Below are 21,330 nucleotides of genomic sequence, written 5' to 3'. Positions count from 1 at the left end.
GATTAGCGCAGCGCCATCCGGCACATTATGATTGTGAAACCGCGACGACGCCGGGTTTCTGCGGCCTGGCTCTGACGGCTATCACCACCCCAACAATCAGCAGCGCAATGCCGCTTACCGTCAGCAGCGGTGGAAATTCCTCGCGCAGTATAAAGGTGTACAATAGGCCAGCCAGCGTTTCGAACACGATCAAGGGCCCCAGAATCACCGTCGGCAGCTTTTGACTGGCGACGTTCCAGCATAGCGCCCCCACCCATGAACAGAGCACGGCAATGGCGACCATCAAGGCGACAAAGACATCCGGCCGGGGGCCAAAGGGGAGAGGAAAGTCGGGCATCTGCTTACCCAACCAGATGCAGGCCGCAACATAACCCAGCAGCGAAACGGGAAGCGTCACTAGCGCCTGTGCTGTTGCCCACATCATCGGATGTTTATCCGGGTTTTCCCGCAGCCAGCGGGCATTACGCAACGCGTACCATGCCCAGCACACAACGGAAACCAGCGCCAGCGCGATACCTGAACCGTAGCGCCAGCCGCTAAACTCCGGCAGCCCCTGATTCAGCTCCGCAATATTGACGCACAGCAGGCCAACGCCGATGAGCGCCAGCGCAGGCGCCAGACGCCGCCAGGATAACTTACCATCTCGCTGGCTGTAGAGCAGGTTGGCAAACACCGGGATCACCACCGGCAACGTGCCGATGATCATGGTAGAAACAGGGGCTCCCGTGCGCTGGATAGCGCTCGCCAGGCAGACGTAATAGATCAGATTGCCCATCATCGTCAGCGCGAGTGCGGTTATCCAGTCTTTGCGCGTCAACTGGCGCAGGCGCGCACGCCCCAGCCACGCCAGGGGCACAGCAATTAACCCCAGCGCCAGATAGCGCCCCATCGACTGCAATACCGCCGGATACTCCGGTACGATCAACGGTCCGACAAAAATCAGTCCCCACATTAACCCTGCCAGCAGGGCATACAACACGCCGCTAATCATTGTTGATATCCACATCGTTTCACATTGCGAAAAGTGTAGGCAGGAGAAATGCGCCAGTATTGTATGAGATTGCGCATTAGCGCGGATAAACCTGTTTTTGATAGCGCACTGGCGTAATGCCGTAGCGATGGGTAAAGGCGCGCGTGAGATGAGATTGATCGGTTAGCCCGGTGGCGGCCGCCACATCCGCTGCGGGCATCCCGAGCGTGAGAAACGCCTTTGCCCGCCACAGACGGATCGCCATCAGCATTTGGTGCGGCGTAACGTGGAAATGGGCCTTGAACTGACGCTGAAAATGCCAGGGGCTTAATGAGGCGACCCGCGCCAGTTCGTCAAGCGTGACCGGATGCATGTAGTTGTCGTGCAGGTAGTCCCGCACGCGCTCAAAGCGATGCCCTCCTTCCCGCACTTCCGGCGCATGGCGCGCCAGCGGCTGGAAGGTGTCGATCAGATCGAGCAGCAGCCCTTTTTGCGCCAGCGGATCGTCGGTATGCCACAGGCCGTGGATCAGCGTGCAGATCTGGCGTGAGCGCAGCGGATCGTGGCGCGTGACCTCATGAAACCACCAGTGACGAACCCCGGTCACTTCTTCCAGCAGATCGGGATCGAGATAAATCATCCGATAGCGCCAGCCGTCGGCGGTTTCCGCTTCGCCGGTATGCAGCTCATCGGGATTCATGGTGACAACGGAGTGGACGGGGGCAACGTACTGCGTGCCGCGATAGCGAAAGCGTTCGGCGCCGGCTTCAATTGCGCCGATACCGAAGGCTTCGTGGGTGTGAGGCTCGAAAGCGTAACGCGAGATATGCGCATGATACAGCTCAACCCCCGGCACCTGCGCCAGATGGCGAAAGCGGGCGCTGTCTTTCTCATCGCTAAACTGTTCGGGTACGCCTTGCACGTTGTCTCTCCCTGAAAGCCATCTGTTCATTATCAGAGATGGCCAGCAGGGATGCCACAACAATTAACCTGTTTTTAACACTTACAGGATGCTTTTGACGCTTTCCGCCAGCGAGGTTGTCGGGCGACCGATCAGTGCGCTCAGAGTATGGCTGTCGTCAAACAGGCCGCCTTTTGCGGCGCCCGCGTCAGAATCAGCCAGCATATCCGCCAGACCTGCTGGCAGGCCCACGCCTTTCAGCGCGGCGGCGAAATCGGCTTCATTCAGGTTCTGATAGACGACCTTTTTCCCGCTCTGTTTTGCCAGTTCGGCGGCTAACTGGCTCAGCGTCCAGCCTTCGTCGCCTGCCAGTTCATACACTTTACCGGCATGGCCTTCTTCGCTGATGACGCGAGCGGCTGCGGCAGCGTAATCGGCACGGGTTGCGGAGGCGATTTTGCCTTCTCCGGCCGCGCCGATAAAGACGCCGTGCTCCAGGGCCGCTGGCGCGCTCGCCAGGTAATTTTCGGTGTACCAGCCGTTGCGCAGCAGGGCGTAAGGAATGCCTGAATCCGCCAGCATTTTTTCGGTTTCCACATGTTCAACATGCAGGCCCAGCGGGGAACGGTCTGCGTGCAGCAGGCTGGTATAGGCAATGAATTTCACGTTTGCGGCTATTGCCGCGTTAATCACGTTGCGGTGCTGAGCGGCACGTTGCCCGACTTCGCTTGATGAGATCAGCAGCAATCTGTCGATGCCCTGCAACGCTGCCGTGAACGCGGCTTCGTCGCTGTAGTCCGCCTGGCGTACGGTAACGCCCAGTCGGGTTAGCGCGTCAGCTTTCGCGGGGTTACGGACAATCGCCGCAATCTGGCTGGCAGGAACGGTTTTCAGTAAGGTATCGATAACGTGTTGGCCCAGTTGGCCGGTCGCGCCGGTAATTGCAATCATGGGGGATCTCCCTGTGTTCGTCTTGTGTTTCATTAAGCTAGCACTTAAACTTACTTTTAGTAAGTACGTACAAAAAGGTAAGTGTAAAGATGACGAACCCGACGCTTTCTCAGCAGCTTCGCGATGGCAATTTGTTTGCCGAGCAGTGTCCTTCTCGCGAGGTGTTAAAGCATGTCACCAGCCGCTGGGGCGTATTAATTCTCGTGGCACTGCGTGATGGAACGCACCGCTTCAGCGATTTACGCCGCAAGATGGGCGGCGTGAGTGAAAAAATGCTGGCGCAGTCATTACAGGCGCTGGAGCAGGATGGATTTATTCATCGGGTGTCGTACCCGGTGGTGCCGCCGCATGTGGAGTACAGTCTGACGACGCTGGGTGAACAGGTGAGTGAGAAGGTCGCCGCGCTGGCAGACTGGATCGAGCTCAATTTGCCGCAGGTGCTGGCACAGCGGAAAGAGCGAGCGGCATAATGGCTTGCCGGATGGCGCTGCGCTTATCCGGCCTACGGCGCGTCGATCGCGTAGGCCGGGTAAGGCGAAGCCGCCACCCGGCGTGGTTTTACTTACTCAAATCCAGCTGATAAATCGCAAAGCCGATGTCATCGGTAGCGACTTTATTCATCGGATATTGTCCCTTCTCTTTGATAAACGCGGCAGCCTTATCGGACGGCGAGGTTTCGAAGCGGATATCCAGTTTCGTGTCGCTGTGAACTGGCGCCAGACGCCAGTTGTTGTCCGCCGCCGGGTGGATTTCCCCCGCACGCTTCGACTCCGCGCCAATCCACGCCGCCAGCACGGAGCGGTTCTCATCCGGTGATGCAAAAGCGATGTGGCTGTCGCCCGTACCGGCAAATTTGCCGCCGTAGGCGCGATAGTTATTGGTCGCGACCAGGAACATAGCGTTCGGATCGACAGGCTTGCCGTTGAAGGTCAGATTTTTAATACGTTCCGCTTGCGGATTCACCGTCTGGCATTCGCCGTCGTAGCGCGCAGGCTGCGACACATCAATCTGATACTCCACGCCGTCAATCACATCAAAGTTATAGGTGCGAAAACCGTCCCAGTTGATCAATGACTGCGGTTTACTGCTGTGGACATCAATCTGATTGAACTGCCCGGCGGAACATTCCAGCCACTCTTTCACCTCTTTGCCGCTGGCTTTTACGACGACCAGCGTGTTCGGATAGAGGTAAAGATCAGCGGCGTTGCGGAAGGTAAGCTGACCTTTTTCCACTTCAACAAAGCTGGCAGGATCGTTTTTACGTCCACCGACTTTAAACGGCGCAGCGGCAGAGAGCACCGGCAGTTTCGCCAGGTCCGGGTCGCCCTGAATAAAGTGTTCGACATACGCTTTCTGCGCGTTGTTCACCACCTGCACGGTAGGATCGTCCTGCACCAGCGCCAGGTAGCTGTACATGTTATCGGCGGACTTACCGATCGGTTTGCTAACAAACTCGCGGGTGGCATCGTGGTCGGCTTTCAGGATACCCACCAGTTTTTTATCTTCTGCGGCCAGCGATTTTTTCGCGGCGGCATCGTAAATGGGCCGCGCTTCGGCTTTCGCACCGGTCACCTGCCATTTGCCGCTGTCGTTGTTGAGCACCAGATCCACCACGCCCAGATGATCGCCCCACATACCCGGCATGACCGCCGGTACCCCGTTAAGCGTACCTTTTGCGATATCCGCGCCGTTGATATCGGCAAAATCTTTGGAAGGGAAGACCGCGTGCGCATGGCCGAACATGATGGCGTTAACGCCGGGGACTTCGCTCAGGTAATACACGGAGTTTTCCGCCATCGTCTGGTACGGATCGGCAGAAAGCCCGGAGTGGGCAATCACCACCACAACGTCGGCGCCGTTGGCCCGCATTTCCGGCACATACTGACGAGCGGTTTCGGTAATGTCGTTGACGGTGACTTTGCCGCTCAGGTTGGCTTTATCCCAGGTCATAATCTGCGGAGGGACAAAACCGATATAGCCAATTTTCAGCGTCTGCGTGTTGCCCTCTTTATCGACCACGTCAGTCTCTTTGATCAGATAAGGCGTAAACAGCGGCTTTTTGGTCTTAACGTCGATGATATTGGCATTCACGTAAGGGAACTTCGCGCCCGCCAACGCCTTATGCAGATAGTCCAGACCGTAGTTAAATTCATGGTTACCGAGGTTGCCGACCGCATAATCCAGCGTATTCAACGCCTTGTAGACAGGGTGAATATCACCAGCTTTCAGCCCCTTTGCCGCCATGTAATCGCCCAGCGGACTCCCCTGAATAAGATCGCCGTTATCGACCAGCACGCTATTTTTGACTTCATTTCTGGCGGCGTTAATTAAACTTGCTGTGCGTACCAGTCCGAATTTTTCGGTCGCTGTATCTTTGTAATAATCGAAATCCATCATGTTGCTATGCAAATCAGTGGTTTCCATAATCCGAAGATCGACGGTCGCCGCATTCACGCTGGCGGCGATCAGCGTGGCCAGGAGCGTTGCGCTAAACTTAATCATCAGGGGCATCCTTTTTTAGATCTGAAACACAAAAGAAAATGTATATAAGTCTTGTTGCTTACAGAACTGTGAATCATGACATGAATTCAGCCATTAAAACCGCAATCGCTATCACAGATGGCGGATTCATTTACGATGGGGTATAAGTAAAACAAAGAGTTAAACGCCACTGCCATAAACGAGGTGGAGAATGCTAGAACATGTATGCCAGCTTGCACGGAATGCGGGCGATGCCATTATGCAGGTCTACGATGGAATCAAACCGATTGAAATCACCAACAAGCAGGATGATTCTCCGGTTACTGCGGCGGATATTGCCGCCCACGCGGTGATACTGGAAGGGTTACAGGCGCTGACGCCGGATATCCCGGTTTTGTCGGAAGAAGATCCGCCCTCCTGGGATGTGCGCCAGCACTGGCAGCGCTACTGGCTGGTTGACCCGTTAGACGGCACCAAAGAGTTCATCAAACGTAACGGCGAGTTTACCGTCAATATTGCGCTGATTGATAAAGGTAAACCGGTTCTGGGCGTGGTCTACGCGCCCGTCATGAAAGTGATGTACAGCGCTGTGGAAGGAAAAGCCTGGAAAGAAGAGTGCGGCGTGCGTAAACAGATTCAGGTGCGCGACGCGCGACCGCCGCTGGTGGTGATTAGCCGCTCCCATGCCGACAACGAGCTGCAAGAGTACCTGCAACAGCTGGGCGAGCATCAGACGACCTCCATCGGCTCATCGCTGAAGTTTTGTCTGGTGGCGGAAGGGCAGGCGCAGCTGTATCCGCGCTTTGGGCCGACCTGCGTCTGGGACACTGCCGCAGGCCATGCCGTTGCCGCTGCGGCCGGGGCGCACGTTCACAACTGGCAGGGGAAACCCCTGGACTATACCCCGCGTGAATCGTTCCTTAACCCCGGCTTTCGGGTCTCTATCTACTAATTATTCAGCAACTTATGCAGCAGGGCGATCACCTGCTGCACCTCTGCCGGGCTTAACCCGCCGTCTTTGGCATACTGAATACGCCCGTCTTTATCGAGCACCACAATGGCGGAGCTCTCTTCTTCAAGCTGCCATGCCTTACGCGCCACGCCATTGCTGTCGACAATAAATTGTGACCAAGGATAGAGTTTTTTATTGCTCTCGATGCTGCTGCGCACAAACATGCTGGTGCCCGGGATCGCGTCGTCGGTGTTGACGATGGTGGTCGTCTGGTAGCGGTCATGCGGGAGATTCGCGGATTTAATCGCTTCTATCAGCGCGGCATTTTTCTCTTTCGCTGACGTTCGCCCGGCGATGTGCTGCAACACTCGAACTTTCCCGGGGAGCTGCGCGCTATTCCAGCTTTTGTAGCTAAACTTGTTGTTATCAAGAATCAGTTCGCCGCGATCGGCGATCCCAATCGGTGATACGCGCTGATGGGTTTCAAAGTTATGCGCGGAGGCCATCATCGGCAGTAACAGGCACGACAGCGCCAGCAGTTTACGTAAGGTCATGGGGTTTCCTTCTTTATTTTTTGCAGGTGATCCGACCACTTGGGTCTGAGGTTTAATCATATGTGCGAATGATGCTTTTTCCCGCAAGCGTGATGCCAGTTTGCGGACGGGCGCACAAATCCTGCGAAAAATGAAGACTTATACTGAAGACAGCGAATCGGTGAATAGATAATTCTGAATAACTGTAATGAAAAGGTAAATAAACTTATACACACTGGAAACATCGTAGAGATAGTCTATAGTCATATGGCATTAAAATTTGCGCCTTAGAACAGCTGGGCCGAATGTGGCACCGCAAAGGCGTAACGCTCAGCAGGAGATAACAATGAAAATTTTCCAACGGTACAACCCGCTACAGGTGGCGAAGTACGTGAAGATCCTGTTCCGTGGACGGTTATATATCAAGGACGTTGGCGCTTTTGAGTTTGATAAGGGCAAGATTCTTATCCCAAAAGTGAAGGATAAGCAGCATTTGTCTGTGATGTCCGAAGTTAACCGTCAGGTTCTGCGTCTGCAAACTGAGATGGCTTAACCAAAGTGCTATGCAGTAGTTTAAAGTAGTATAAAAAAACGGCTCCCAATGGGAGCCGTTGATGTTTCCAGGGCCGGGCATTTATGCCGGGCCTTCTTCTTTCTCTTTGCTATCCGGCAGTTTAGGGACCAGGATGCTGGTTTTGGTGTCGAGGCGCGTTACCAGTAGCTGATCGATACGGTAGTTGTCGATATCCACCACCTCAAATTTATAGCCCGAGAACTTCACCGAGTCGGTGCGTTTCGGGATTTTACGCAGCATAAACATCATAAAGCCGCCGATGGTCTCGTAGTTGCCGGACTGCGGGAACTCGTCGATATCCAGCACGCGCATGACGTCGTCAATCGGCGTTCCGCCGTCGATCAGCCAGGAGTTTTCATCGCGCGCCACGATTTGTTCTTCCAGACCCTGACCGACCAGGTCGCCCATCAGCGTGGTCATCACGTCGTTCAGCGTGATAATCCCGACCACCAGCGCGTATTCGTTCATGATCACCGCGAAGTCTTCCCCCGCCGTCTTAAAGCTTTCCAGCGCTTCAGAGAGGGTCAGGGTGTCCGGCACGATTAATGTGTTGCGGATCTGCACGCCGCTGTTAAGCGCCATACTCTGGTTTGCCAGAACGCGGTTGAGCAGATCTTTAGAATCAACGTAGCCGATGATGTGGTCGATATCTTCATTACACACCAGGAATTTTGAGTGCGGATGCTCCGCGACTTTATTTTTCAGGCTTTGCTCATCTTCGTGCAGATCGAACCAGATGATGTTTTCACGCGATGTCATGGAAGACGGCACGGTACGCGATTCCAGCTCAAACACGTTTTCAATCAGCTCGTGTTCCTGCTTACGCAGCACGCCAGCAAGCGCCCCGGCTTCCACGACGGCGTAAATATCGTCCGAGGTGATATCGTCTTTACGCACCATCGGGATTTTAAACAGGCGGAAAATGCTGTTTGCCAGGCCGTTGAAGAACCACACTAAGGGGCGGAAAACGAACAGGCAGAAGCGCATCGGGTTGATGATACGCAAAGCCACGGCTTCTGGCGCAATCATACCGATGCGTTTCGGGGTTAAATCGGCGAACAGGATGAACATACCGGTAACTAACGAGAAGGAGAGCACGAAGCTTAACTGCTCGGAGAGTTCTGGCGACATATAGTTCGAGAACAACGAATGAAAGGCCGGAGAGAATGCGGCATCGCCGACGATACCGCCCAGAATGGCGACAGCGTTAAGGCCAATTTGCACCACGGTAAAAAACGTCCCGGGGTTTTCCTGCATTTTCAGGATGCGTTGCGCATTGATGTTGCCTTCATCAGCCAGCAACTTGAGTTTTATCTTTCGTGAAGCGGCAAGCGAGATCTCGGATATCGAGAAGAACGCACTCACAGCGATCAGGCAGAGTATAATTAAAATACTGTTTAACATATCTTATCCGACCGTTCAGGTCAGATCCTCGGAAGGGGAAGTTGATAAATCCGTGTGATATACACATTGAAAACCGGCCCGAAGGATGTGGGCCGGTAATTTCAGTCGCTAGTATAGCGTAAGGAACTGTAAAGCCGCCAGAGGCGCTGAATTAACCTTGCGGCGGTAAGCACACGCCGATCCCGCCAATGCCGCAATAGCCATACGGATTCTTGTGCAGATACTGCTGGTGATCGTCCTCGGCATAGTAAAACGGGGTGGCGGTGTTGATCTCGGTGGTGATGTGGCGATCGTCGTTTGCCGCAGTCATCGCGCTCTGGAAACGCGCCAGGCTGGCATGTGCGGCGGCGTTCTGCTCTGGCGTTAACGGATAAATCGCCGAGCGGTACTGCGTTCCGTGATCGTTGCCCTGCTGCATACCTTGCGCCGGATCGTGATTTTCCCAGAAGACCTGCAACAATTGTTCATAGCTGATAACCTGCGGATCGTAGACGACGCGTACCGCTTCGGCGTGGCCGGTTTGCCCGGAGCAGACTTCCCGGTAGGTTGGGTTTGGCGTGTAGCCGCCGGTGTATCCCGCTGCGGTGCTGTAAACGCCAGGTAATTGCCAGAACAAACGCTCGACGCCCCAGAAGCAACCCATGGCGAAGAGGGCAATTTCCATCCCTTCGGGCACGTTTGTCATTGAGTGTCCGTTTACCGCATGTAAAGTTGCCACTGGCATCGGGGTATTGCGTCCAGGTAGGGCATCTGCTTGTGAAACAAGATGCTTTTTATCAAATAAACTCATGGGCCATTCTCCCGAAATCAGTAATTGGGGTTAAGGTTGTAACGAGACGCGTCTTTGCACACAATAGTTACAGTGAATGCGTCTAGAGTAAACATAAGAAATATTTGGGTTGTCGTCTGTTTTTCAATCCCGGTTGTTGGGTTTTTGTTAAGCCGTGGAGCGGCATTGTGATTTCCTTCCAGGGGTGGGAATAAGGGATATTCAGGAGAAAACGTGCCATATATCCGTCAGTTATGCTGGGTTAGCTTACTGTGCTTAAGCGGTTCTGCCGTAGCCGCAAACGTCCGTTTACAGGTCGAGGGGTTATCGGGCGAGCTGGAAAAAAACGTTCGTGCGCAGTTGTCTACGATTCAAAGTGATGAAGTGACGCCGGACCGGCGTTTTCGCGCGCGCGTTGATGATGCCATCCGCGAAGGGTTAAAAGCGCTGGGCTACTACGAGCCGACCATTGATTTTGAGCTGCGCCCGCCGCCGGAGAAGGGGCGTCAGGTCTTGCTCGCCAAAGTGACGCCAGGCGAACCGGTTCGCATCGGCGGAACAGAAGTGATTTTACGCGGCGGCGCGCGTACCGACAGGGATTATCTGGATTTGCTGAAAACGCGTCCGGCCATCGGAACCGTGCTGAATCATGGCGACTATGACGGCTTCAAAAAGTCATTAACCAGCGTGGCGCTACGTAAAGGCTATTTCGACAGTGAATTTAATAAAAGCCAGTTAGGCGTGTCGCTCGATCGTCACCAGGCGTTCTGGGACATCGATTACAACAGCGGCGAGCGCTATCGCTTTGGCCAGGTCACTTTCGAAGGTTCGCAGATTCGTGACGAGTATCTGCAAAACCTGATCCCGTTCAAAGAGGGAGATTACTACCAGTCGAAAGACCTGGCGGAACTGAACCGCCGTCTGTCGGCCACCGGTTGGTTTAACTCGGTCGTCGTCGCGCCTGAATTTGATAAAGCGCGCGAAACCAAAGTATTACCGCTGCACGGCGTCATGTCGCCACGTACTGAAAACACCATTGAAACGGGCGTCGGCTACTCTACCGACGTCGGGCCGCGTGTGAAGGCGACGTGGAAAAAACCGTGGATGAACTCCTACGGCCACAGCCTGACCACCAGCGCCAGTATCTCCGCCCCGGAGCAGCAGGTCGATTTCAGCTATAAAATGCCGCTCTTAAAGAACCCGCTGGAACAATACTATCTGGTTCAGGGGGGGATTAAGCGCACCGATCTCAACGACACCGAGGCGGACTCCTCCACGCTTGCCGTTTCCCGCTACTGGGACCTTTCCAGCGGCTGGCAGCGCGCCATCAATCTGCGCTGGAGCCTCGATCACTTTACGCAGGGTAACGTCACCAACACCACCATGCTGCTCTATCCGGGCGTGATGATCAGCCGTACCCGTTCGCGCGGCGGCCTGATGCCGACGTGGGGGGATTCCCAGCGTTACTCCATCGATTACTCAAACACCGCCTGGGGTTCGGACGTGGATTTCTCGGTATTTCAGGCGCAAAACGTCTGGATTCGCTCGCTGTATGACCGCCATCGCTTCGTGATGCGCGGTAACCTGGGCTGGATTGAGACCGGCGATTTCGACAAAGTGCCGCCGGATTTGCGTTTCTTCGCTGGTGGCGATCGCAGTATTCGCGGTTATAAATACAAATCTATCTCGCCGGAAGACAGCGACGGCAACCTGAAAGGGGCGTCGAAGCTGGTGACGGGCTCGCTGGAATACCAGTACAACGTGACCGGAAAATGGTGGGGGGCGATGTTCGTCGACAGCGGCGAAGCCGTCAGCGATATCCGTAAGAGCGACTTTAAAACCGGCGCCGGGGTTGGCGTGCGTTGGCAGTCTCCGGTCGGGCCGATCAAGCTCGATTTTGCCGTGCCGGTTGGTGACAAAGACGAACACGGTTTACAGTTTTACATCGGTCTGGGGCCTGAATTATGAGTTTATGGAAGAAAATAAGCCTCGGCGTACTGATTTTTATTCTGCTGCTGCTGGGAACCGTGGCGTTCCTGGTGGGCACCACGACGGGGCTGCATCTGGTCTTTAACGCGGCGAACCGCTGGGTGCCGGGGCTGGAGATCGGTCAGGTAACTGGCGGCTGGCGTGACCTGTCGCTGAAAAATATTCGTTACGATCAGCCCGGCGTGGCGGTGAATGCCGGTGAAATCCACCTGGCGGTGAAACTCGGCTGCCTGTGGGACAGCAGCCTGTGTGTTAACGATCTGTCGTTGAAGGACATCAACGTCGCCATCGACAGCAAAAAAATGCCGCCTTCCGAACCGGTGGAGGAAGAAGAGGACAGCGGGCCGCTGAATCTTTCCACGCCGTATCCCATCACGCTTTCACGCGTGGCGCTCAGCAATATCAATCTCAAAATTGATGATACGACCGTCTCGGTGATGGCTTTCACCTCCGGCCTTAACTGGCAGGAGAAAACCCTGACTCTGAAGCCCACTTCGCTACAGGGGCTGCTAATCGCGCTGCCAAAAGTGGCGGAAGTGGCGCAGGAAGAGGTGGTTGAACCGAAGATTGACCATCCCCAACCGGATGAAAAGCCGCTTGGCGAGACGCTGAAGGATCTGTTCTCAAAGCCCGTGTTGCCGGAGATGGCCGATGTGCATCTGCCGCTCAACCTTAATATTGAGGAGTTCAAGGGCGAACAGCTGCGCGTGACGGGCGATACTGACCTGACGGTGCGCAACATGCTGCTGAAAGTCAGCAGCATCGACGGCAATATGAAACTGGATGCGCTGGATATCGACGCCAACCAGGGCACCGTCAATGCGACCGGAACGGCGCAGTTGACCAACTCGTGGCCAGTGGATATCACCCTCAACAGCACGCTGAATATCGATCCGCTGAAAGGCGAAAAGGTGAAGCTGAAGGTAGGCGGCGCGCTGCGTGAACAGCTGGAGATCAGCGTTAACCTCTCCGGGCCGGTGGATATGGATCTGCGCGCCCAGACGCGCCTCGCCGAGGCTGGGTTGCCGCTGAACGTCGAAGTGGCAAGCCGCCAGGTTTACTGGCCGTTTACCGGTGACAAGCAGTTCCAGGCCGACGATATCAAACTCAAACTTACCGGCAAGATGACCGACTACACGTTGTCGATGCGCACGGCGGTGAAGGGGCAGGACATTCCGCCCGCCACCATTACCCTGGATGCGAAAGGCAACGAACAGCAGATCAATCTCGATAAGCTCACCGTGGCGGCGCTGGAAGGGAAAACCGAGCTGAAAGCGCTGGTCGACTGGCAGCAGGCGATCAGCTGGCGCGGCGAACTGACGCTGGACGGCATCAACACGGCGAAAGAGATCCCGGACTGGCCTTCTACGCTTAATGGCCTGATCAAAACCCGGGGAAGCCTCTATGGCGGCAGCTGGCAGATGGATGTGCCTGAGCTGAAACTGACCGGTAACGTGAAGCAGAACAAGGTCAATGTTAACGGCTCTCTGAAGGGTAACAGCTACATGCAGTGGGTCATTCCGGGCCTGCATCTGGAGCTGGGACGCAATAGCGCCGATGTGAAAGGCGAGCTGGGCATTAAGGATCTCAATCTCGACGCCACAATTGATGCGCCGAATCTGGATAACGCGCTGCCGGGGCTGGGCGGTACCGCCAAAGGGCTGGTGAAAGTCCGTGGTACGGTCGATGCGCCGCAGCTGCTGGCGGATATCAACGCGCGCGGATTACGCTGGCAGGAGCTGTCGGTGGCGCAGGTGCGTGTGGAAGGGGACATTAAATCCACCGACCAGATCGCCGGGAATCTTGACGTTCGCGTTGAGCGGATTACGCAGCCGGACGTCAATATCAACCTCGTCACCCTGAATGCCAAAGGCAGCGAAAAGCAGCATGAACTGCAACTGCGGATTCAGGGCGAGCCGGTCTCCGGGCAGCTTGCGCTTGCGGGCAGTTTTGACCGTAAAGAAGCGCGCTGGAAAGGCACGCTCAGCAATACGCGCTTCCAGACGCCGGTGGGGCCGTGGTCGCTGACGCGCGCCATTGCGCTGGATTACCGTAATCAGGAACAGAAAATCAGCATCGGGCCGCACTGCTGGACGAACCCGAATGCGGAGCTGTGCGTACCGCAAACGATCGATGCCGGGGCAGAAGGACGGGCGGTAGTGAATCTCAACCGTTTCGATCTGGCGATGCTGAAGCCGTTTATGCCGGACGCCACGCAGGCCAGCGGCGTCTTTAGCGGGAAAGCGGATGTCGCGTGGGACACCACCAAAGAGGGGCTGCCGCAAGGGCAGGTCACGCTGTCGGGTCGTAACGTGAAGGTAACGCAACGGGTCAATGACGCGCCGTTACCGGTGGCTTTCGACACGCTGAACCTGAATGCCGATCTGCACAATAACCGGGCGCAGTTAGGCTGGATGATCCGTCTGACCAATAACGGCCAGTTCGACGGGCAGGTACAGATAACCGACCCGCAAGGGCGGCGTAATATTGGCGGTAACGTCAATATCCGCAACTTCAACCTGGCGATGGTCAACCCTGTCTTCTCGCGCGGCGAAAAAGCGGCGGGCATGTTGAACGCAAACCTGCGTCTGGGGGGCGACGTGCAAAGCCCACAGATGTTTGGTCAGCTACAGCTGAGCGGCCTGGATGTGGATGGCAACTTTATGCCGTTTGATATGCAGCCAAGCCAACTGGCGATGAATTTCAACGGTACGCGCTCAACTCTGCAAGGCGTGGTGCGCACGCAGCAGGGGCAAATTAATCTGAGCGGCGACGCCGACTGGAGCCAGATAGATAACTGGCGCGCCCGCGTGGCGGCGAAAGGCAGCCGCGTGCGTATCACCGTGCCGCCGATGGTGCGGCTGGATGTTTCCCCGGATGTGGTCTTTGAGGCGACGCCGAGCCTGTTCACGCTGGATGGACGTGTGGATGTGCCGTGGGCGCGTATCGTGGTGCATGAACTGCCGGAAAGCGCGGTAGGCGTCTCCAGTGATGAAGTTATGCTCAATAACGATTTACAGCCTGAAAATCCGCAGAGCGCGTCGATTCCGATCAACAGCAACCTGATTGTCCACGTAGGGAACAACGTCCGCATGGATGCGTTTGGCCTGAAAGCGCGTCTGACCGGCGACCTGAAAGTTGCGCAGGATAAACAGGGACTGGGGCTTAACGGGCAGATCAATATTCCTGACGGGCGCTTCCATGCGTATGGTCAGGATCTGATCGTGCGTAAGGGGGAACTGCTGTTCTCTGGCCCGCCGGATCAGCCGCTGCTCAACATCGAGGCGATTCGTAATCCTGAATCGACGGAGAACGACGTCATTGCCGGGGTGCGCGTGACCGGCACTGCGGATGAGCCGAAAGCGGAAATCTTCTCCGACCCGGCGATGTCCCAGCAGGAGGCGCTGTCTTACCTGCTGCGCGGCCAGGGGCTGGAGAGCGATCAGAGCGACAGTGCGGCGATGACCTCAATGCTTGTTGGTCTGGGGGTTGCACAAAGTGGTCAGGTTGTGGGTAAAATCGGGGAGACATTTGGCGTAAGCAATCTGGCGCTGGACACGCAAGGGGTGGGCGACTCATCCCAGGTTGTGGTCAGCGGATATGTGCTGCCAGGTCTGCAAGTGAAATATGGTGTGGGTATATTTGACTCTTTGGCGACGCTCACGTTACGTTATCGCCTGATGCCTAAGCTATATCTGGAAGCAGTGTCTGGCGTAGATCAGGCACTTGATTTGCTCTATCAGTTCGAGTTTTAGCAATGCGAATATTTGTTTACGGCAGTTTACGACGCAAACAGGGCAACAGCCACTGGATGACCAACGCCCAGTTGCTGGGCGATTACAGTATCGATAACTACCAGTTGTATAGCCTGGGCCACTATCCAGGCGCAGTTCCGGGAAACGGATCGGTACACGGTGAAGTTTATCGTATTGATAACGCCACGCTGGCCGAACTTGATGCCTTGCGCACCAGGGGCGGCGAATATGCACGCCAGTTAATCCAGACACCGTACGGAAGCGCATGGATGTATGTGTACCAACGTCCGGTCGAAGGGTTAACGCTGATTGAAAGCGGTAACTGGTTAGACAGAGACCAGTGCTGATAAAAAAACACGCCACCTTCGGGTGGCGTTGTTTTATGTGGTGCCATAATCATGCTGCGGATGCTTGATGGCGCTGCGTCCTTCACCACCGCCACTGGAGGTGGCTTAGGATGGATAAAAAAAAGACCCTCAATAAATGAGGATCTCCAATAGTGACGTTGGCCTTAACGCGAAAACGAACTTATTTCTTCGCTGCGCGCTCGAAGGAAGCAACGATTTCAGCTTTAGCCGCTTCAGCGTTGTCCCAGCCGTCAACTTTCACCCATTTGCCTTTTTCGAGGTCTTTGTAGTGCTCGAAGAAGTGCGTGATCTGCGCTTTCAGCAGTTCCGGCAGGTCGTTCACGTCGTTGATGTGATCGTATTCTTTGCTCAGTTTGGTGTGCGGTACGGCAACCAGCTTCGCATCTTCACCGGATTCGTCGGTCATTTTCAGAACGCCAACTGGACGGCAACGGATCACAGCACCCGGTTGCAGCGGATACGGCGTCGGGACCAGAACGTCTACCGGATCGCCATCCAGAGACAGGGTGTTGTTGATGTAGCCGTAGTTGCACGGATAGAACATCGCGGTGGACATGAAGCGGTCAACGAACAGTGCGCCGCTCTCTTTGTCAACTTCGTATTTGATCGGATCTGCGTTAGCCGGGATCTCAATAACAACGTAGATATCTTCCGGCAGATCTTTACCCGCAGGGACGTTGAGTAAGCTCATGTCTGTTTCCTTTAAATATATATGGCAAACAAGTGGCGAGTATTATAGCCAACTCGCGCTGAAAGTCTCCGCTTGTTTTCGTCTTCTTTCCCCTCCGGCTGCGATTTTCAGACGGTTTACGTGACAGGAAAATCCATAACAACAGCTGCTTTTTTCATAGGCGAATGAAAGCGATTACAAAGTTGTGATTAACCTTTTATTTACTTTTTTGAAGTGTGATGTAACGCAATCCGTTACATCACCTATTGTCTATAGTTTTCCTCGCGAATGCTTTTCACCCAACAATAACCTGGGCTACGAGGACATCATTATGTGGAAGCGCTTACTTTTAGTCACAGCAGTTTCGGCAGCCATGTCGTCTATGGCAATGGCCGCCCCCTTAACCGTAGGATTTTCGCAGGTCGGCTCTGAGTCCGGCTGGCGCGCCGCCGAAACCAACGTGGCGAAGAGCGAGGCCGAAAAACGCGGCATCACGCTGAAAATTGCCGACGGTCAGCAAAAACAGGAAAACCAGATTAAAGCCGTACGCTCATTTGTCGCTCAGGGCGTGGACGCCATCTTTATTGCGCCAGTGGTCGCGACAGGCTGGGAACCGGTCTTAAAAGAAGCCAAAGATGCGGAAATTCCGGTCTTTCTGCTCGACCGCTCCATTGATGTTAAAGACAAATCGCTCTATATGACCACCGTCACCGCCGACAACGTGCTGGAAGGCAGATTGATCGGCGACTGGCTGGTAAAAGAGGTAGATGGCAAGCCGTGTAACGTTGTTGAGCTGCAAGGCACCGTTGGGGCCAGCGTGGCGATCGACCGTAAGAAAGGGTTTGCCGAAGCTATCGCCAAAGCGCCAAACATCAAAATCATCCGCTCTCAGTCTGGCGACTTTACCCGTAGTAAGGGGAAAGAGGTGATGGAGAGCTTTATCAAAGCGGAAAACAACGGCAAAAACATCTGCATGGTTTACGCCCATAACGACGACATGGTGATCGGCGCGATCCAGGCGATTAAAGAAGCGGGCCTGAAGCCGGGAAAAGATATTCTGACGGGCTCTATCGACGGCGTGCCGGATATCTATAAAGCGATGATTGATGGCGAAGCCAACGCCAGCGTTGAACTGACGCCGAACATGGCCGGGCCCGCTTTCGATGCGCTGGAGAAATACAAAAAAGACGGCACGATGCCTGAGAAGCTGACCATCACCAAATCGACGCTGTACCTGCCTGACACCGCAAAAGAAGAGTTAGAGAAGAAGAAAAACATGGGCTACTGATTTTGCTGTCGGTCTTCTGTAGGCCGGATAAGGCGTTACGCCGCCATCCGGCATTTATTGCCTGATGGCGCTGCGCTTATCGGGCCTACGGAAAGGCCGCGCTTTCGAACCGGAGGAATGCCATGACCATAGACCAAAATCAGGAAATCCTCCGTACCGAGGGACTCAGTAAATTCTTTCCCGGCGTTAAGGCGCTGGATAACGTCGATTTTAGCCTGCGCCGGGGCGAAATCATGGCGCTGCTCGGGGAAAACGGGGCGGGAAAATCAACGCTGATTAAAGCATTAACCGGCGTATACCATGCCGATCGCGGCACTATCTGGCTGGAAGGCCAGGCGATTTCACCGAAGAATACCGCGCATGCCCAGCAACTGGGGATCGGAACCGTCTACCAGGAGGTTAACCTTCTGCCCAATATGTCGGTGGCGGATAACCTGTTTATCGGTCGTGAGCCCCGGCGTTTTGGCCTGCTGCGGCGCAAAGAAATGGAGAAACGCGCTACAGAATTGATGGCCTCTTACGGCTTTTCGCTGGATGTGCGTGAGCCGCTCAACCGCTTTTCCGTTGCAATGCAGCAGATTGTCGCTATCTGCCGGGCCATCGATCTCTCCGCGAAAGTCCTGATCCTCGACGAACCCACCGCCAGCCTCGACACCCAGGAAGTTGAGATGCTGTTTGGCCTGATGCGCCATCTGCGCGATCGCGGCGTCAGCCTGATCTTTGTTACGCACTTTCTCGATCAGGTTTATCAGGTGAGCGATCGGATCACCGTGTTACGCAACGGCAGCTTTGTCGGCTGCCGCGAAACCCGCGAGCTTCCACAGATCGAACTGGTGAAAATGATGCTGGGGCGTGAACTGGAGACCCATGCGCTACAGCGGGCGGGGCGCACCTTGCTGAGCGATAAACCGGTGGCTGCCTTTAAAGATTACGGCAGGAAAGGCACCATCTCGCCGTTCAGCCTGGAAGTCCGCCCCGGCGAGATCGTCGGTCTGGCAGGGCTGTTGGGATCGGGGCGTACCGAAACCGCAGAGGTGATCTTCGGCATTAAACCGGCCGACAGCGGCAGTGCGATGATCAAAGGTAAACCGCAAACCCTGCGATCGCCGCATCAGGCTTCGTGCCTTGGGATTGGCTTTTGCCCGGAAGACAGGAAAACGGACGGCATTATTGCCGCCGCATCGGTACGGGAAAATATCATTCTGGCGCTACAGGCGCAGCGAGGCTGGCTGCGGCCGATTTCCCGCAGAGAACAGCAGGAGATTGCCGAGCGTTTTATCCGCCAGTTGGGCATTCGTACCCCCAGTGCGGAACAGCCGATTGAATTTCTCTCCGGCGGCAATCAGCAAAAAGTGTTGCTGTCGCGCTGGTTGCTGACCAAACCGCAGTTCCTGATCCTGGATGAGCCGACACGCGGCATCGACGTTGGGGCGCATGCGGAGATCATCCGCCTGATCGAAACGCTGTGTGCGGACGGGCTGGCGCTGCTGGTCATCTCCTCTGAACTGGAGGAACTGGTGGGCTATGCCGATCGGGTGATCATCATGCGCGATCGTAAACAGGTGGCGGAGATCCCGCTGGCGGAACTGTCCGTTCCGGCGATCATGAACGCCATTGCGGCGTAAGGAGAATAGTGTGATGCCTCAGTCTCTCCCGCAAACCACACCGCCGAAGCGACGTTTTCGCTGGCCGACAGGTATGCCGCAGATCGTGGCATTGCTGCTGGTGCTGTTGGTGGACAGCCTGGTGGCGCCGCATTTCTGGCAGGTGATTTTGCAGGATGGCCGCCTGTTCGGCAGCCCGATTGACATTCTTAACCGCGCGGCTCCCGTTGCGCTGCTGGCGATTGGGATGACGCTGGTGATCGCCACTGGCGGTATCGATCTCTCCGTCGGGGCGGTAATGGCGATTGCCGGAGCGACCACTGCCGCCATGACGGTGGCCGGGCACAGTTTACCGGTGGTGCTGCTCGCGGCGCTGGGAACCGGCGTACTGGCGGGCTTGTGGAATGGCATTCTGGTGGCGATCCTTAAAATTCAGCCGTTTGTCGCCACGCTCATTCTGATGGTGGCCGGACGTGGCGTGGCGCAACTCATCACCTCCGGGCAGATCGTCACCTTTAACTCACCCAACTTATCGTGGTTCGGCAGCGGTTCGCTGCTGCTGTTTCCGACGCCCGTGATTATCGCGCTGCTTACCCTGGTGGTGTTCTGGCTGCTGACCCGTAAAACGGCGCTGGGGATGTTCATTGAAGCGGTGGGGATCAACATTCGGGCGGCGAAAAATGCCGGGGTGAACACCCGCATTATCGTCATGCTCACCTATGTTCTGAGCGGCCTGTGCGCGGCGATTGCGGGCATCATCATCACGGCGGATATTCGCGGCGCGGACGCCAATAACGCCGGACTCTGGCTGGAACTGGACGCCATTCTGGCCGTGGTTATTGGCGGCGGCTCGCTGATGGGCGGGCGCTTTAACCTGCTGCTGTCGGTCGTGGGCGCATTGATTATCCAGGGGATGAATACCGGCATCCTGCTGTCAGGCTTTCCGCCGGAGATGAACCAGGTCGTCAAAGCCATCGTGGTGTTATGCGTGCTGATTGTGCAGTCGCAGCGCTTTATCAGTCTGATAAAAGGAGTGCGTGGTCGTGATAAAACGTAACTTACCGTTGATGATCACCCTCGGGGTTTTTGTGCTGGGCTACCTCTATTGCCTGACGCAGTTTCCCGGTTTCGCCTCAACCCGGGTTATCTGCAACATCCTGACCGATAACGCTTTCCTCGGGATTATCGCGGTTGGCATGACCTTCGTGATCCTCTCCGGCGGCATCGATCTGTCCGTGGGATCGGTGATCGCGTTTACCGGCGTTTTTCTGGCGAAGGCCATTGGCTACTGGGGGATCTCGCCGCTGCTGGCCTTCCCGCTGGTACTGGCGATGGGCTGTGCGTTCGGGGCATTTATGGGGCTACTGATTGATGCGCTGAAGATTCCGGCGTTTATCATTACGCTGGCGGGGATGTTCTTCCTGCGTGGCGTCAGCTACCTGGTGTCTGAGGAGTCGATTCCGATTAACCACCCGATTTACGATACGCTCTCCAGCCTGGCGTGGAAAATCCCCGGCGGCGGGCGTCTGAGCGCAATGGGGCTGCTGATGCTGGCGGTGGTGGTGATCGGTATTTTCCTCGCGCACCGTACGCGGTTTGGTAATCAGGTTTACGCCATTGGCGGAAATGCGGCGTCGGCGAACCTGATGGGGATTTCGACGCGCAGCACCACCATCCGTATTTATATGCTCTCTACCGGGCTTGCGACGCTGGCGGGTATTGTTTTCTCCATTTATACCCAGGCCGGTTATGCGCTGGCGGGCGTTGGTGTTGAGCTGGATGCCATCGCATCGGTGGTGATTGGCGGTACGTTGCTGAGCGGAGGCGTGGGGACGGTGTTAGGTACGCTGTTCGGCGTGGCGATCCAGGGGCTGATCCAGACCTATATTAACTTCGATGGCACGCTGAGTTCCTGGTGGACGAAGATCGCTATCGGGATTTTGTTGTTTATTTTTATTGCCTTGCAGCGTGGTCTGACGGTGCTGTGGGAGAATCGCCAGAGCTCTCCGGTTACGCGTGTCAACACAGCCGCAACACCGAAGTAACATATTGAATTTCCTGAAACGTATAAACTTTTTCCGGTTGTAGTCGATAGATTCTATATCCCTACAACCGGAAAGA

At 55.5% G+C, this 21,330-nt stretch carries 18 protein-coding genes; 10 read left to right on the top strand and 8 right to left on the bottom strand.

Annotated features, from left to right (window positions below):
- Positions 1–25: 25 nt before the first annotated feature.
- The 3 genes from FD428_RS19040 to FD428_RS19030 form a co-directional block, all read right to left on the bottom strand.
- Positions 26–991, bottom strand: a complete 966-nt coding sequence (locus FD428_RS19040; protein ID WP_114848025.1) for a DMT family transporter — start codon at positions 989–991, stop codon at positions 26–28.
- A 76-nt stretch (positions 992–1,067) separates the two neighbouring features.
- The gene (locus tag FD428_RS19035; RefSeq protein WP_047459432.1) at positions 1,068–1,892 is read right to left on the bottom strand and encodes an AraC family transcriptional regulator; all 825 of its coding nucleotides are present in this window, start codon (positions 1,890–1,892) and stop codon (positions 1,068–1,070) included.
- A gap of 81 nt (positions 1,893–1,973) precedes the next feature.
- Complete coding sequence (locus tag FD428_RS19030) at positions 1,974–2,822, bottom strand: SDR family oxidoreductase (RefSeq protein ID WP_058668468.1); 849 nt, start codon at positions 2,820–2,822, stop codon at positions 1,974–1,976.
- Positions 2,823–2,911: 89 nt separating this feature from the next.
- Between FD428_RS19030 and FD428_RS19025 the strand changes: the two genes are divergently transcribed.
- A complete protein-coding gene (locus FD428_RS19025; protein ID WP_012134394.1) occupies positions 2,912–3,292 on the top strand; it encodes a helix-turn-helix domain-containing protein in 381 nt (126 codons plus the stop codon).
- Between the two features lie 88 nt (positions 3,293–3,380).
- Here FD428_RS19025 and cpdB read toward each other — a convergent pair whose 3' ends face one another.
- Positions 3,381–5,324, bottom strand: a complete 1,944-nt coding sequence (gene cpdB / locus FD428_RS19020; protein ID WP_114848024.1) for a 2',3'-cyclic-nucleotide 2'-phosphodiesterase — start codon at positions 5,322–5,324, stop codon at positions 3,381–3,383.
- A 190-nt stretch (positions 5,325–5,514) separates the two neighbouring features.
- Between cpdB and cysQ the strand changes: the two genes are divergently transcribed.
- Positions 5,515–6,255 carry a 3'(2'),5'-bisphosphate nucleotidase CysQ gene (gene cysQ / locus FD428_RS19015; protein WP_114848023.1) on the top strand — a complete coding sequence of 247 codons (741 nt, stop codon included), beginning with the start codon at positions 5,515–5,517 and terminating at the stop codon, positions 6,253–6,255.
- On the opposite strand, the gene FD428_RS19010 is transcribed toward cysQ, so the two are convergent.
- Positions 6,252–6,809, bottom strand: coding sequence for a YtfJ family protein (locus FD428_RS19010; protein ID WP_024130783.1), 558 nt, complete (start codon positions 6,807–6,809; stop codon positions 6,252–6,254). The two genes, cysQ and FD428_RS19010, sit on opposite strands and share 4 nt — an antisense overlap.
- Before the next feature lie 325 nt (positions 6,810–7,134).
- Between FD428_RS19010 and FD428_RS19005 the strand changes: the two genes are divergently transcribed.
- The gene (locus FD428_RS19005; protein WP_004857160.1) at positions 7,135–7,341 is read left to right on the top strand and encodes a DUF1107 domain-containing protein; all 207 of its coding nucleotides are present in this window, start codon (positions 7,135–7,137) and stop codon (positions 7,339–7,341) included.
- A gap of 81 nt (positions 7,342–7,422) precedes the next feature.
- On the opposite strand, the gene FD428_RS19000 is transcribed toward FD428_RS19005, so the two are convergent.
- Positions 7,423–8,766 carry a hemolysin family protein gene (locus FD428_RS19000; protein ID WP_012134390.1) on the bottom strand — a complete coding sequence of 448 codons (1,344 nt, stop codon included), beginning with the start codon at positions 8,764–8,766 and terminating at the stop codon, positions 7,423–7,425.
- A 151-nt stretch (positions 8,767–8,917) separates the two neighbouring features.
- The gene (gene msrA / locus FD428_RS18995) at positions 8,918–9,556 is read right to left on the bottom strand and encodes a peptide-methionine (S)-S-oxide reductase MsrA (RefSeq protein ID WP_024130782.1); all 639 of its coding nucleotides are present in this window, start codon (positions 9,554–9,556) and stop codon (positions 8,918–8,920) included.
- A 213-nt stretch (positions 9,557–9,769) separates the two neighbouring features.
- Here msrA and tamA point away from each other — a divergent pair, with 213 nt between their 5' ends.
- Genes tamA through FD428_RS18980 form a run of 3 tightly spaced genes read left to right on the top strand, consistent with a single transcriptional unit; the run spans position 9,770 to position 15,626 of the window.
- Positions 9,770–11,503: an autotransporter assembly complex protein TamA gene (tamA, locus tag FD428_RS18990; RefSeq protein ID WP_012134388.1), complete on the top strand. Its 1,734-nt coding sequence runs from the start codon at positions 9,770–9,772 to the stop codon at positions 11,501–11,503.
- On the top strand, positions 11,500–15,279 hold the full coding sequence (gene tamB, locus FD428_RS18985; protein WP_114848022.1) for an autotransporter assembly complex protein TamB: 3,780 nt from the start codon (positions 11,500–11,502) through the stop codon (positions 15,277–15,279). Before tamA ends, tamB begins: the two co-directional genes overlap by 4 nt.
- A gap of 2 nt (positions 15,280–15,281) precedes the next feature.
- The gene (locus tag FD428_RS18980) at positions 15,282–15,626 is read left to right on the top strand and encodes a gamma-glutamylcyclotransferase (RefSeq protein WP_012134386.1); all 345 of its coding nucleotides are present in this window, start codon (positions 15,282–15,284) and stop codon (positions 15,624–15,626) included.
- A 181-nt stretch (positions 15,627–15,807) separates the two neighbouring features.
- Here FD428_RS18980 and ppa read toward each other — a convergent pair whose 3' ends face one another.
- Positions 15,808–16,338 (bottom strand): inorganic diphosphatase, encoded by a 531-nt coding sequence (ppa, locus tag FD428_RS18975; protein WP_012134382.1) that lies wholly within the window; start codon positions 16,336–16,338, stop codon positions 15,808–15,810.
- A 310-nt stretch (positions 16,339–16,648) separates the two neighbouring features.
- Between ppa and ytfQ the strand changes: the two genes are divergently transcribed.
- The 4 genes from ytfQ to yjfF all read left to right on the top strand — a co-directional run bounded on the left by ytfQ (position 16,649) and on the right by yjfF (position 21,254).
- Positions 16,649–17,605: a galactofuranose ABC transporter substrate-binding protein YtfQ gene (gene ytfQ / locus FD428_RS18970; protein ID WP_012134381.1), complete on the top strand. Its 957-nt coding sequence runs from the start codon at positions 16,649–16,651 to the stop codon at positions 17,603–17,605.
- Positions 17,606–17,727: 122 nt separating this feature from the next.
- A complete protein-coding gene (gene ytfR, locus FD428_RS18965; RefSeq protein ID WP_058668471.1) occupies positions 17,728–19,230 on the top strand; it encodes a galactofuranose ABC transporter, ATP-binding protein YtfR in 1,503 nt (500 codons plus the stop codon).
- A 13-nt stretch (positions 19,231–19,243) separates the two neighbouring features.
- The gene (gene ytfT / locus FD428_RS18960; protein WP_024130780.1) at positions 19,244–20,266 is read left to right on the top strand and encodes a galactofuranose ABC transporter, ATP-binding protein YtfT; all 1,023 of its coding nucleotides are present in this window, start codon (positions 19,244–19,246) and stop codon (positions 20,264–20,266) included.
- The gene (gene yjfF, locus FD428_RS18955; protein ID WP_024130779.1) at positions 20,253–21,254 is read left to right on the top strand and encodes a galactofuranose ABC transporter, permease protein YjfF; all 1,002 of its coding nucleotides are present in this window, start codon (positions 20,253–20,255) and stop codon (positions 21,252–21,254) included. The genes ytfT and yjfF overlap by 14 nt, the downstream gene beginning before the upstream one ends.
- The last annotated feature ends 76 nt before the right edge of the window (positions 21,255–21,330 follow it).

This window comes from Citrobacter sp. TBCP-5362 (genome assembly GCF_005406305.1).
GTDB classification, from domain to species: Bacteria; Pseudomonadota; Gammaproteobacteria; order Enterobacterales; family Enterobacteriaceae; genus Citrobacter_B; species Citrobacter_B koseri.
This window is presented reverse-complemented; position numbering and strand designations above follow the sequence as displayed.

Bases quoted from the DNA above. Each gene is read 5' to 3' on its own strand.
- FD428_RS19040 (WP_114848025.1), bottom strand. From the start codon at position 991: ATGATTAGCGGCGTGTTGTATGCCCTGCTGGCAGGGTTAATGTGGGGA.
- FD428_RS19030 (WP_058668468.1), bottom strand. From the start codon at position 2,822: ATGATTGCAATTACCGGCGCGACCGGCCAACTGGGCCAACACGTTATC.
- FD428_RS19025 (WP_012134394.1), top strand. From the start codon at position 2,912: ATGACGAACCCGACGCTTTCTCAGCAGCTTCGCGATGGCAATTTGTTT.
- cpdB (WP_114848024.1), bottom strand. From the start codon at position 5,324: ATGATTAAGTTTAGCGCAACGCTCCTGGCCACGCTGATCGCCGCCAGC.
- cysQ (WP_114848023.1), top strand. From the start codon at position 5,515: ATGCTAGAACATGTATGCCAGCTTGCACGGAATGCGGGCGATGCCATT.
- FD428_RS19010 (WP_024130783.1), bottom strand. From the start codon at position 6,809: ATGACCTTACGTAAACTGCTGGCGCTGTCGTGCCTGTTACTGCCGATG.
- FD428_RS19005 (WP_004857160.1), top strand. From the start codon at position 7,135: ATGAAAATTTTCCAACGGTACAACCCGCTACAGGTGGCGAAGTACGTG.
- FD428_RS19000 (WP_012134390.1), bottom strand. From the start codon at position 8,766: ATGTTAAACAGTATTTTAATTATACTCTGCCTGATCGCTGTGAGTGCG.
- msrA (WP_024130782.1), bottom strand. From the start codon at position 9,556: ATGAGTTTATTTGATAAAAAGCATCTTGTTTCACAAGCAGATGCCCTA.
- tamB (WP_114848022.1), top strand. From the start codon at position 11,500: ATGAGTTTATGGAAGAAAATAAGCCTCGGCGTACTGATTTTTATTCTG.
- FD428_RS18980 (WP_012134386.1), top strand. From the start codon at position 15,282: ATGCGAATATTTGTTTACGGCAGTTTACGACGCAAACAGGGCAACAGC.
- ppa (WP_012134382.1), bottom strand. From the start codon at position 16,338: ATGAGCTTACTCAACGTCCCTGCGGGTAAAGATCTGCCGGAAGATATC.
- ytfQ (WP_012134381.1), top strand. From the start codon at position 16,649: ATGTGGAAGCGCTTACTTTTAGTCACAGCAGTTTCGGCAGCCATGTCG.
- ytfR (WP_058668471.1), top strand. From the start codon at position 17,728: ATGACCATAGACCAAAATCAGGAAATCCTCCGTACCGAGGGACTCAGT.
- ytfT (WP_024130780.1), top strand. From the start codon at position 19,244: ATGCCTCAGTCTCTCCCGCAAACCACACCGCCGAAGCGACGTTTTCGC.